Here is an 11123-nt window from a genome sequence, read left to right on the forward strand (position 1 = left end):
CAGCTGTGACACTCTTGAGCACATGCGGAGGTTCAGCCTGTGGCTGCGAGGAAAGCCGATGATCGCGGACAGCGCGCTGGCGCTCGTGTTCTTCGCGCTCGAGGTAGTCACATTCGTCAGTTCGCCGCGTGAGGAGCGGTGGCCTCAGCTCGTCGTCGGATTTCTGATCTGCCTTCCCGTCGTGTGGCGTCGCAAATATCCGCGTGTGTCCGCTGCGTCCATTTTGTCGTTGTCGTACTTCGCAACCTTGATGATGTGGGCGACAGGGGATCCGGCTGCGGAACATCCAGGCCTGTTGGCGCTCGGGGTCTCGCTCTACACACTCGTCGCCTACGTCGATCGACGCACCGGGGCGATTTTCGCGTGCTTCCTTGCCCTGGACATGACACTCTCGTTGCTCGTCATCCGCGAAGACGTGATCCTCACGATCATCATTGCGACCCTGCTCTATGCACTGGCCTGGATCACCGCCGAGTTCTTGAGCGCCCGCCGCGCCTACGACGAGGAAGTGGCCGCCAGACTCGAAGTGGCCGAATACGAACGGGATCGGCGGGCCGAGGATGCGGTGGCCACGGAAAGAACCCGAATCGCCCGCGAACTCCACGATGTCGTCGCCCACGCGGTCAGCGTGATGATCGTCCAGGCGGACGGCGCGTCGTATGCGGTCGATTCCAATCCCGCGTTGGCCAAGAAGGCGCTCGGCAACATCTCCAGCACCGGACGCGACGCCCTTGCCGAGCTTCGCCGGACCGTCTCGCTGCTGCGCACCGAGGTCAGTAGTGATGCGATGCCGCAACACGGAACTGCCGGCATCGCCAAGGTCGTCGAGATGATGCGGGCCGCTGGTCTCGGCGTGCGCCTCGAGCTGACCGGCGAGCTCGACGACGTCAGTCCTTCAGTCAGCCTGGGAATTCATCGCCTCGTTCAGGAATCACTGACCAATGTCCTCCGCCACGCCGGCGCAAACCCGAAGGCCCGAGTCACCGTGCGCCGCACCGACACCGCGGTACTACTCGAGGTCGTCGACAACGGAACGTCGAGTTCGACCTTCTCCCACGGTTCGGGGAATGGACTGGTCGGCATGCGTGAGCGGGTGGCGGTACTGCACGGGACACTCGAGACCGGACGACGCCCCGACGGCAGTTGGCGTGTGTACGCAGAGCTGCCGCTCGAGATCCACGATTGATACCGGCTCGCCGCAATCGCATTGGCACCGACGTCTCAGGCCCGATAGGTTTACGCCGTGCCCATCACCGTGCTGCTAGTCGACGACCAGGAACTCATGCGGATGGGCCTGAACATGGTGCTCGAAGCACATGAAGACATCTCGGTTATCGGTGAGGCCGGTGACGGAGCCGCGGCGGTCGCAGCGGCGGTGGCGCTGAAGCCTGACGTCGTGTTGATGGATGTGCGGATGCCGATTGTCGACGGGGTGAAAGCGACGGAGCAGATTCTTGCGTCCGGGATCGAATCCAGGGTCCTGGTGATGACGACGTTCGACCTGGACGAACACGCGCTCGGCGCCCTGCGTGCCGGAGCGAGTGGTTTTCTTCTCAAAGACACCCCGCCCGAGGACCTCGTGTCGGCTATCCGCAGCGTGGCAGCCGGTGACGCGGTTGTCTCCCCGAAGGTGACACGTCGTCTGCTGTCGAGGTTCATCGTGGACGGTCCGGCGCCCCGGCGCGATCCGGTGGTTCTCGACGTCCTGACCGAACGCGAACGCGAAGTCCTCGGGCACGTGGCCACGGGACTGTCGAACATCGAGATCGCACAGCAGCTGTACCTGTCCGAATCGACGATCAAGTCGCACGTCGGACGCATTCTCACCAAACTCGATCTGCGTGATCGTGTGCAGGCTGTGGTGCTGGCCTACGAGACCGGACTGGTGACTCCGGGCGCGTAGGCCAGCCGCCTGTCAGGGATCGAGCGTTTCGCTCTGCTCAAGCATCAAAAGCGCCCACGGTTGGCAGCACGATGCAGGTCTTCCCGTCTGCGTAATCGACATTGCCGAACAGAGCGGCAAACACCTTGCCGTCACCGGTGTCGACGACCTTCGAGAGCAACGGCGTATCGAGTACGGGCAACTTCTCGTCCAACGGGACGATGCCGCCCTTGAACGTGCCGACGTTGATCCAGGCAACACTCAACCCTGAGGTCTTGGGTATGCCGACGTAACCCGGGATTGCCTGGAACCGGAGATGGTCGGCCTCGACCCACGGCGGCAACGGGAAGTTCGGACCGGCCTGTGCGGAGCTGAGGGTGACGGTGACGGGTTCACCAGCCACGCCACACCCGACCGTCGGTGCGGGGTACATGAACGACTGCGGCTTGGTGACGCCGATGTCCGGGAGATCGAGAGCGGTCGTGATCTGATCAGCGCCTGCCGTGCCGATCAACTGCTGAACAGCAGTAGAGGCTTCGGGGGAGATGGCTGCGGCCTGCGCGATCAGTGCGGCAATCCCTTCGGGTACCACCGGTTCTGCGGCCGCGGTTCCCGCGCTGATCATCGCGCTGCCGGCGGTGAGTGCCACGACGGCGGCAGTGCCGGCGATGGCAGCGGGAATGCGTCGGGCGAGTGTCTTGCCGGGGAGTCGGCTCATGTCGGGCTCCTTCATTTCATGAGGCCGGGAAATGCGGCCCGAAGTGACTTGACCATGCGCAGAGTCTCAACGTCAACTTGAGGTTTAGAATCGTTAGCGGAGCGTTAGTTAACGCCAGGCAAGTCGCACGTGCGTGAGAGAAGGCCCGTGTGACTCACGGCACCCACCTGTTTTGCACCTCTGCGTCGTTGTCGGGAGAAAAACCGGCCCCTCGAGCGTTGAACGAATAGACCGTCTGAAAGGGGACGTCATGATCGCCGCCGTATTTCTCCTCTACGTGATCGTCGAGATCGCAGCCTTGGTCATCGTGGGCAACGCCATCGGTGTCGCCTGGACAGTGCTGCTGTTTCTCGCCGGATCGCTTGTCGGATTGATCCTCATGCGCTCGCAGTGGCGACGGGTCATGGACGGGTTCCGTAAGGCCACGCGGGGTGAGGGATCGCCGTCACTGGCGGTCGCCGACGGCGCCTTGGTCGCGGCGGGCTCCGCGTTGATGTTCGTACCCGGACTCGTGACTTCGGTTCTGGGCCTGCTGCTTCTGATTCCGCCGACCCGCTGGGCGCTGCGCCCGCTTGCAGTGCTCCTGGCAGGTAAGCGCGCAGCAGCATTTGCCGCCGGTGGTGACGCCTTCGCCGGAACCGTCGGCTACGCGGCGCGGATGCGCGGAAACGGCGAGGTGATCGACGGCGAGATCGTCGTCGAGACACCCGAAACCACCGAGTACGTCGCCAGCAACGGCAAGGAACTGGTGCTCGAGGGTGAGATTCTGGACACGGATACACCCACCCGTTCGCGGGGGCCGCAGTACTAACAGGCAGACTGGGTGCTCGTGACTACTCGTCTGCTGGTCAACGGCCGGATCTACAGTTCATTTGCACCTGACGCGACCTCGATCGCCATCACCGACGGCACCGTCGTGTGGGTCGGCGACGAGCGCGCCGGACGGGCGTTGCACCCCGCCGCGGAGATCGAAGACCTGGGTGGTGCGTTCGTCACTCCCGGGTTCGTCGACACCCACGTCCACATCACCGCACTGGGACTCAATCTCGTCGGCCTCGATCTCGTGGGCGCGAACTCTCTGGACGAATGTCTCGCGCGAGTACGAACATTCGCAGCCGCGAACCCCGAAACTGCCCATCCCGACGCAGTCATCTGGGGACACGGTTGGGACGACACCGAGTGGGCCGAACAGACCCCGCCGTCGACCGCAGATCTCGACGCGGCCGCCCCTGGCCGCAAGGTGTATCTCTCGCGGATCGACGTTCACTCGGCCGCGTGCTCGAGCGCACTGCGCGACGGGATCTCCGGCCTCGCCGACACCGCTGGATACTCAGCCGAAGGCCCGTTGACGTTCGACGCACACCACCTGGCGCGCAATGCCGCTCGGAATCTGCTGACGGAAACTCAGCGCGCTTCTGCTCGTACCGCTGCGCTCGATCTCTGCGCCTCACGCGGAATCGTGGCCGTTCACGAGTGCGGGGGACCGGACATCTCGGGATTGACCGATTTCCAGGAACTGTTGGCCCACGATCACGGCGTGGAGGTTCGGGGCTACTGGGGTGAGCGTGTCGACAGCGAAGAGGATGCTCGCGCGCTCCTCGACAAAACCGGAGCAGACGGACTCGGCGGGGATCTCTTCATCGACGGCTCGCTCGGTTCGCATACCGCGTGGTTGCTCGAACCCTATGCAGACCAACCTGATTCGACGGGCAATGCCTACCTCGACGTCGACGCGATCGCCGCACACATCCGGGCCTGTACCCTCGCGGGCGTCCAGGCCGGGTTCCATGCCATCGGTGACGGCGCCGTCTCGTCGGCAGCTGCCGCGTTCCGCAGGGTCGCCGACGAACTGGGTGGCCCCAAGGTCGCCGCGTTGGGTCACCGCCTCGAGCACGCGGAAATGATGTCCATGGCCGACGCGGAAACCTTTGCCGCCTTGGGTGTCATCGCTAGCGTCCAACCGGTGTTCGACGCACTGTGGGGTGGCACCGACGGTCTTTACGCCACGCGCCTGGGAGTCGAGCGCGCAGCAGCGTTGAATCCGTTTGCACCTGCTGCCGGTAAGGGTGTCTCGCTCGCATTCAGCTCCGACGCCCCGGTCACCCCCATCGAGCCGTGGGCGATGCTGCGCGCCGCTGTCCAGCACCGCACCGACGGAAGTGGAATCTCGCCGCGTGCGGCCTTCTCCGCGGCAACTCGCGGCGCCTGGCGCGCGGGCGGAGTGCGGGACGGCGCCGCGGGAACCCTCAATCCGGGCGCACCGGCCTCCTACGTGTTGTGGGAGGCAGGCGAACTCGAAGTGAGCGCACCCGCCGACTCGGTTCAGCGATGGTCTACCGATCCGCGCTCGCGCGTACCCGCTCTGCCGAGGCTGGCGGAAGATGCGCCGATTCCGGTCTGCATCAAGTCGGTGCATCGCGGACGCGTCGTCTATCAGCGCGGCTCGTCGAGTGAGTGAGGCCGGCGCAGAGGCGTCTGTCGGTGATCGCTCCCGTGTGAGCGCTGTGCTCACCGGTTCCGCATGGCTACGTTCGCTGTACGCGGCCGCTGGTGGATTCCTGATCTTCGCAGGGTTCCCACCCCGCCCGCTGTGGTTCTTGGCGCCCGTCGGGATCGCTCTTCTGACGTGTGTGTTGACGAACTTCGGGCGCGGCGGACTGCGCCTTCGTGCCGGCTTCGGTTACGGATACTTGGCCGGTCTCGGATTTCTGGTGCCGTTGCTTCCGTGGATCGGTGTGTTCGTAGGTGCGGTCCCGTGGATCGCGTTGGCCGCGGTGGAGTCGTTGTTCATCGGACTGTTCGGGCTGCTTGCGGTTCTGGTGGCGAGGTTGCCATGGGCACCCTTGTGGATTGCCGCGACCTGGACGCTCACCGAGTGGCTTCGTTCCAGCGTTCCTTTCGGCGGATTTCCTTGGGGCAGGCTCGCATTCGGTCAATCCGAAGGGTGGCTCCTCCCACTTGCGAGTGTCGGCGGTGCGCCGCTGCTCAGCTTCGCGGTGGCCCTGACCGGTACCGGCTTGGCAGCAGTTGCAGTCGCTGTCGCGGCCAAACGATGGGACCGAGGATTCTTCGGAGCTGTTGCCGCTGCCCTCGTGCCCGTGATCATTGCTCTCGTGGTGTCGCCGTTCTTGTCCACCATGGATTCCGGTGATCGAACGATCACCGTCGCCGCCATTCAGGGAAGCGTTCCGAGGTTGGGCTTGGACTTCAACTCGCAACGCAAGCAGGTCCTCGACAACCATGTCGCCGAAACCGTGAAACTTGCTGCCGAGGTGGACGCGGGCCGCGTCGATCAGCCTGACGTCGTGATCTGGCCGGAGAACGCCTCGGACATCGACCCCCTGCGAAACGCCGATGCCGCTGCCGACATCACCCGGGCCTCCGAAGCGATCGGAGCGCCGATTCTTGTCGGCACCGTACTCGTGAACGCCGATCGTACGACCACCAATTCGGTGATCGTGTGGGACGGCGCCAACGGTCCTCAGGAACAGCACGACAAGAAGATCATTCAGCCGTTCGGCGAATACCTGCCCTACCGAAGCTTCTTCCGGAACTTCTCCTCGTACGCCGATCGCGCGGGCAATTTCGTTCCCGGCGAGGGCAACGGCGTTGTCCATGCAGCGGGGGTACCCATCGGTGTCGCGACTTGTTACGAGGTGGCGTTCGACCGGGCGTTCCAGGAATCGGTGCGCAACGGTGCACAGTTGCTGGCGGTACCGACCAACAACGCCACTTTCGGGGACACCGAGATGACCTATCAGCAGCTGGCAATGTCGCGTGTGCGGGCAGTCGAGCACGGCCGCGCCGTCGTTGTCGCCGCAACCAGTGGTGTCAGCGCCATCATCGCTCCCGACGGTGCGGTGACTTCGCAAACCGACCTGTTCGTGCCGGCGGCCCTGGTGGCGAAGGTGCCGCTCTCGACCAGCTCCACCCTTGCCAGCCGAGTAGGTCCGGTGCCGGAGATCGTGCTCAGCATCATCGCGGTCGGCGCGATTGCCATGGCAGTGCTGGCCCGGCGCCGAGATCAGGCTGAGCACTCACCCGAGGAGACTGCGGCAATCTGAGCCGAGCATCGGATATTAGGGCTGCCGATGTTCCGAGGAGCGCCTACGCGGGTACTCGCTGTGCCACCCGTTCCTGCGTAAGGCGGCTTCTTGTGACCGAGCCTGAGAAAACCGAGCCAGACAAGTCCGAGACCCGGGATGCAGTTCACAAAACCAGTGTCGTCGACGCGGTTCTGCAGTCACCGCTCGCCGGCCTGTCGCCGTGGATCTTGCTGTCCTTGCTCTCCGGGCCGGGAAGGTTCGAGGAATCCGCGGCCGCAGCCCTCGGGTTGTCGCTGCTGATCTTGGCGGCCAGTCACCGGCGCGGCGGCACCGTGAAGCTGTTGGAGGTCTTCGACGTCGTGTTCTTCGGCGTTCTGGCGGCCATCGGCCTCCTCGCGTCGGCGAACACGATTCGGTGGTTCGAACTCTGGGGAGGCGAACTGACCAACATCGCGCTGGTGGTCTTTGCCTTCGGATCGATCCTGCTCCGCAATCCTTTCACTTTGCAGTACGCGAAAGAGTCGACGCCTGAAGAGTATTGGACGACGCCACTGTTTCTGCGCATCAACTACGTCATTACGGCGGTGTGGGCTCTCGCCTTCACCTGGTCGGCCGTAGTGGGCCTGTTCGGAGACGCACTGCTGCACGACGGTGACAACTTCTGGACCGGATGGATTCTGCAGTTGCTCGGAACCTTCTTCGCGATCTCCTTCACCGAGTGGTACCCCGAGTATGCGCCGAACAAGGCCGCTCAGGCTCAGGGCCTCGAAACCGAACCACCGCAGTCGATTTTCAGGCTGTTCGACTTTTTGCCGGTGTTCGTAGCCGTGACCGGCATCGCGGGGTTGGTGACCGACTCCGTTTCCGTGACCGCAGGCGTCACGTTGATTCTGGTCGGCGTGTTCGGACATCTGGCGATGCGACGGTTCACCGTCGACTAGGAGCTCTCGGTGATCTCGCGCCTACGGGAACTTGGTGCACGATCGTCTCGATGACCGGCAGGTGCCGGCTGATGCACGGAATTTGTCCGTTTCTGCGATAGTCAGTGCGCCTGCCGTGCAATGGAAACGAGGGAAATTGAGCGTTATTTCGAGTACTGCACACAAGCACGAGCCCCTACACGGAAGACGTCCACCAGCGGATCACCGCTTCCTCGGATTCGACACACGAGTCTTTCCACACGCCCTCGCGATCTTGGCGGTGTGGATGCTCTGGACCGTGATCGTGCCCGCCATCGATTCCGCTGTCTCCTCCGAAGATCCAACCGGCGCCGGAGACCGGATGGCCGTGACCGAAACGGTCTCCTTCGCCGCACCTGCGGGCTGGAATGTCGACAGTGGTTTCCGAACCGACCAACATGGCGCGTCCGATTCGCTCCCACGTGTGACGTTGACCGATGGCACCGTCACCGTGAGCGTCGACGCCGACACATTCAGTGGAACTGCCGACGAACTCCTCTCCCAAACAGATGCCGTGAGTCTTGCGACGAACGGCAGTTCCGTGCTTGCGGTCTCCGGTGCGCGCCAGCCGATCAGCACCGCCGGGGGTCTGAGCGGCGTCCAGGTCAGCTTTGACACTCCGCGGTCCGCCGGATCGGTGACCACATTCGTCGTCGACGGCAAGGGAATTCGGGTACAGGTAGTCGGCCCACCCGATCAGATCGCCGCCCGCAGTCGAGAAATCACCGACATGATCGCCTCTATCGGCACACACGAGGGAGACACCAAGTGAGCACCGATCTCCTCGAAACCTGCTCCCGCGCATTCGATACGACGGCCTGGGGCGAGAAATTTCACTTCTTCCAGCCACGCAACGTCGTGTTCTGGATATACCTGTGGATGTGCGGATTCGGCCTCGTCAAAGGCTGGCAGATGTTTGCTCCCTTCGCCGGATACTTCGGGCGCGCACTCCTCGTTGCCGGCATCGTCGGCGTCATCAGCGCCGCGGTCTGGACATGGTGGTTCCGGCACATCGACCGCTACGAACGCCAACCCGTAGGACTAGTGGTCACCGGCTTCATCTGGGGCGCCACCGCAGCAACGTTCACTATCGCAGTACCCGCGAACGGAGCAGTCGGTTCGCTCTACTCGAAGATTTTCGGGCAGGTATGGGCTCAGGACTGGCATGCGGGCCTCTCTGCACCCTTCGTGGAGGAAACCGCCAAAGGCATCGGCATCGTAGTCCTCCTCGCGCTTGCACCACGCCTGGTGCGCACCGCAACCGACGGCCTGCTCCTCGGTGCTTTCATCGGCTTGGGATTTCAGACCAGCGAAGACTTTCTGTACTCGATTGCCGGCGCAACACAGGGCTTCGGCGCCCACCAAACCGACGGCCTGCTCGGTTCCATCGCCACCCGCACCTACTCCGACATCGTCTCTCATCCCCTGTTCACCGCCCTTTTCTGCGCCGGCGTGATCTATCTGATCGGCACCCCGGCCCAGCCCCGGCGGATCGGACGCGGATTGGCGTTGATCGTGGCACCCATCCTGATCCACGGCGTGTGGGATTCCATGCTCGCGATCGCCGGCGGCAGCAGTTCGCTCGTGTTTGTCATCATGATCGGCGACATCGTCTTCGCGTTCACTGCCTTGTGGATCGCGTTCGTCTGGGCGCACCCACGTGAATCCCACTTCGTCCGTGACATTCTCGCCCCGGAAATCGAGTCCGGCGTCCTGACCGACGCCGAGGTGACAGCCGCCGGCGGATGGCGACAACAACGCACTTACGCGAAAGCCGCAGCCACTCGCGCCGAACGTCGCCAACGACGACATATCGTTCGTGCCGCGCTGGATCTGTGCAGCGACCTAGCTGTCAGCAAGGGCGACGACAGCCCCCAGGTCGTCGAATCACGCAACGAAATCACCCGCCTCCGCCAAGGAACCGCGGCACAGAGCATCACTCGGTGACAGGGAAGTAGCGGAAGAACCGTTCAGCACCGCAAAACATTCACCCACACCCCAGTCGGCCGGGTTGCTTGCCATCGTCACTTGGCAAGCAACCCGGCCGAGTGACTGGGCTACCAGTTCACTCCGTATCGAAGTTTGGTGTACCGAAGTTTGGTGTGCCGCGGGGTGGGGGATACAGCTCACACTGGTGCACGAAGCAGTGCCGATGGTTCTCCAGCGCAAGTCCAGGATTTGCGCACTGTCGGCCCGCGAGTGCGCCTGGATGCTGAATGACGTTGCCCTGAAGTGTCTTTGAGGACCGCGAAGCATCCTGAAGTTGCCACGTCGAAGAAGGGCCGAAGTATGACGTCGACTTGTGAACGATCACTCCCCGAAGAACGAGAAAGACCGCCCGGTGTAGAACCGGACGGTCTTGATCGAAGTGCTAGTTCATGCGCCGCGACGCTTGGCCTTCAGCAAATCGAGACGCTCTTTGAGGAGCTCTTCGAGTTCCTCGACCGAGCGACGCTCGAGCAGCATGTCCCAGTGGGTGCGGGGAGGCTTGACCTTCTTGGCTTCGGGAGCAGTCCCCTCCATGAGGGTGCCTTCGAGGCCGTTTCGGCACAACCAGGTGCCGGGGATCTCGGCTTCGTCCGCGAACGGGATGTCGAAGATCTCGCCGTTCTCGCACTTGTACTTGGCCATACGACGGGGCGCGAGGTCATGGTCACGGTCGGTCTCGTAGCTCACAGCTCCGAGTCGGCTACCTCGAAGTACGCGATCTGCCATGGTGGTGTCCTCTCTTCGTTCGTCACCGCTGGTGGGCGCCCTGACTTGGGGAGTAGACGCTCACACTCATCTACAACGCCACGAGCACCCGATTGGTTCCCGTGTGGCGAGAAGACGCAACCTCTCCATCTTACCGGGTACCGTGCGCGTTCATCGAAGGCGTCCGAATCTCGAGTACAGTGTCGATTCATGGCTGAGAGCACACGCGTCGGATCACCGCAGTCTGCGCGTTCGGGAAACCCGTGTGTGTGGTGTGGTCGAGAGGTCGCGGTGACCGGTGTCGGTCGTCGACGCCGGTACTGCAGCCAGTCTTGTCGACAGCGTGCGTACGAGCAGCGCAATGCCGTCAAGGGCACGTCGATCCCGGCTGACGCCGTCATCTTGACCGCAGTCGAAGCGGTCGAACTCGTGGATCGGATGTTCGAGGTCCGATGCGCTGCCGAAGATGTGGCGACAGCAGTTGCCGAGGGCGCAGAGAGTTCAGAGCTCACACAGTTGTGTGAACGGTTGACCGAGCTTGCCCGCGAAGCCGAACGTTTCCGGTAGAGCAGGTGTGGGCAACCGGTTTCTAGCCTTGCGTCGAGCACTGCAACACTGCGGTGCTCCTGACGCCTGACGACGACAAATTTTGATCCTGAGTTCGGACCTTCGGGGAGGTTCGGACTTCGAAGCGACCCTTCGTCGAGGTCGATGACCTTCGGCTGCGCTCTCGCAGGATCGCCACATGGTTTCCACTCGATATCGAGGCGGTGCGATGTTTCTCTTCAATCCCCGAGCCACACTTCCCGGCGCTGATCGTGACA

Annotated in this window: 11 protein-coding genes; 9 read left to right on the forward strand and 2 right to left on the reverse strand. The window is 63.3% G+C overall.

Annotated elements, in window-relative coordinates; translation table 11 throughout:
- Positions 1-22: 22 nt before the first annotated feature.
- Positions 23-1186 carry a sensor histidine kinase gene (locus tag ATN37_RS08750; RefSeq protein ID WP_064074782.1) on the forward strand — a complete coding sequence of 388 codons (1164 nt, stop codon included), beginning with the start codon at positions 23-25 and terminating at the stop codon, positions 1184-1186.
- Between the two features lie 57 nt (positions 1187-1243).
- Positions 1244-1903 carry a response regulator transcription factor gene (locus tag ATN37_RS08755; RefSeq protein ID WP_003945024.1) on the forward strand — a complete coding sequence of 220 codons (660 nt, stop codon included), beginning with the start codon at positions 1244-1246 and terminating at the stop codon, positions 1901-1903.
- 37 nt (positions 1904-1940) lie between these two features.
- On the opposite strand, the gene ATN37_RS08760 is transcribed toward ATN37_RS08755, so the two are convergent.
- The gene (locus tag ATN37_RS08760) at positions 1941-2600 is read right to left on the reverse strand and encodes a hypothetical protein (RefSeq protein ID WP_218695018.1); all 660 of its coding nucleotides are present in this window, start codon (positions 2598-2600) and stop codon (positions 1941-1943) included.
- Positions 2601-2850: 250 nt separating this feature from the next.
- Here ATN37_RS08760 and ATN37_RS08765 point away from each other — a divergent pair, with 250 nt between their 5' ends.
- The 6 genes from ATN37_RS08765 to ATN37_RS08790 all read left to right on the forward strand — a co-directional run bounded on the left by ATN37_RS08765 (position 2851) and on the right by ATN37_RS08790 (position 9552).
- The gene (locus ATN37_RS08765; protein WP_064074781.1) at positions 2851-3411 is read left to right on the forward strand and encodes an FxsA family protein; all 561 of its coding nucleotides are present in this window, start codon (positions 2851-2853) and stop codon (positions 3409-3411) included.
- A 12-nt stretch (positions 3412-3423) separates the two neighbouring features.
- On the forward strand, positions 3424-5058 hold the full coding sequence (locus ATN37_RS08770; protein WP_218695019.1) for an amidohydrolase: 1635 nt from the start codon (positions 3424-3426) through the stop codon (positions 5056-5058).
- Between the two features lie 37 nt (positions 5059-5095).
- Positions 5096-6664: an apolipoprotein N-acyltransferase gene (gene lnt, locus ATN37_RS08775; RefSeq protein WP_003944845.1), complete on the forward strand. Its 1569-nt coding sequence runs from the start codon at positions 5096-5098 to the stop codon at positions 6662-6664.
- Between the two features lie 92 nt (positions 6665-6756).
- Positions 6757-7587: a hypothetical protein gene (locus ATN37_RS08780; protein WP_064074779.1), complete on the forward strand. Its 831-nt coding sequence runs from the start codon at positions 6757-6759 to the stop codon at positions 7585-7587.
- A 265-nt stretch (positions 7588-7852) separates the two neighbouring features.
- Positions 7853-8377 (forward strand): hypothetical protein, encoded by a 525-nt coding sequence (locus tag ATN37_RS08785; RefSeq protein WP_007729814.1) that lies wholly within the window; start codon positions 7853-7855, stop codon positions 8375-8377.
- Complete coding sequence (locus ATN37_RS08790; RefSeq protein WP_218695020.1) at positions 8374-9552, forward strand: PrsW family intramembrane metalloprotease; 1179 nt, start codon at positions 8374-8376, stop codon at positions 9550-9552. Before ATN37_RS08785 ends, ATN37_RS08790 begins: the two co-directional genes overlap by 4 nt.
- Before the next feature lie 429 nt (positions 9553-9981).
- Here the strand turns inward: ATN37_RS08790 and ATN37_RS08795 are convergent, their stop codons facing one another.
- A complete protein-coding gene (locus tag ATN37_RS08795) occupies positions 9982-10320 on the reverse strand; it encodes an RNA polymerase-binding protein RbpA (protein WP_003944971.1) in 339 nt (112 codons plus the stop codon).
- Positions 10321-10509: 189 nt separating this feature from the next.
- Here ATN37_RS08795 and ATN37_RS08800 point away from each other — a divergent pair, with 189 nt between their 5' ends.
- Entirely contained in the window at positions 10510-10866 is a 357-nt protein-coding gene (locus ATN37_RS08800) for a hypothetical protein (protein WP_042450945.1), read from the forward strand.
- Positions 10867-11123 lie beyond the last annotated feature (257 nt).

This window comes from Rhodococcus sp. MH15 (assembly GCF_019266045.1).
GTDB lineage: Bacteria > Actinomycetota > Actinomycetes > Mycobacteriales > Mycobacteriaceae > Rhodococcus_F > Rhodococcus_F qingshengii.

Excerpts from the sequence above, each read along its gene's own strand:
- ATN37_RS08750 (WP_064074782.1), top strand. The coding sequence starts at position 23 with ATGCGGAGGTTCAGCCTGTGGCTGCGAGGAAAGCCGATGATCGCGGAC.
- ATN37_RS08760 (WP_218695018.1), bottom strand. The coding sequence starts at position 2,600 with ATGAGCCGACTCCCCGGCAAGACACTCGCCCGACGCATTCCCGCTGCC.
- ATN37_RS08765 (WP_064074781.1), top strand. The coding sequence starts at position 2,851 with ATGATCGCCGCCGTATTTCTCCTCTACGTGATCGTCGAGATCGCAGCC.
- ATN37_RS08785 (WP_007729814.1), top strand. The coding sequence starts at position 7,853 with ATGCTCTGGACCGTGATCGTGCCCGCCATCGATTCCGCTGTCTCCTCC.
- ATN37_RS08795 (WP_003944971.1), bottom strand. The coding sequence starts at position 10,320 with ATGGCAGATCGCGTACTTCGAGGTAGCCGACTCGGAGCTGTGAGCTAC.
- ATN37_RS08800 (WP_042450945.1), top strand. The coding sequence starts at position 10,510 with ATGGCTGAGAGCACACGCGTCGGATCACCGCAGTCTGCGCGTTCGGGA.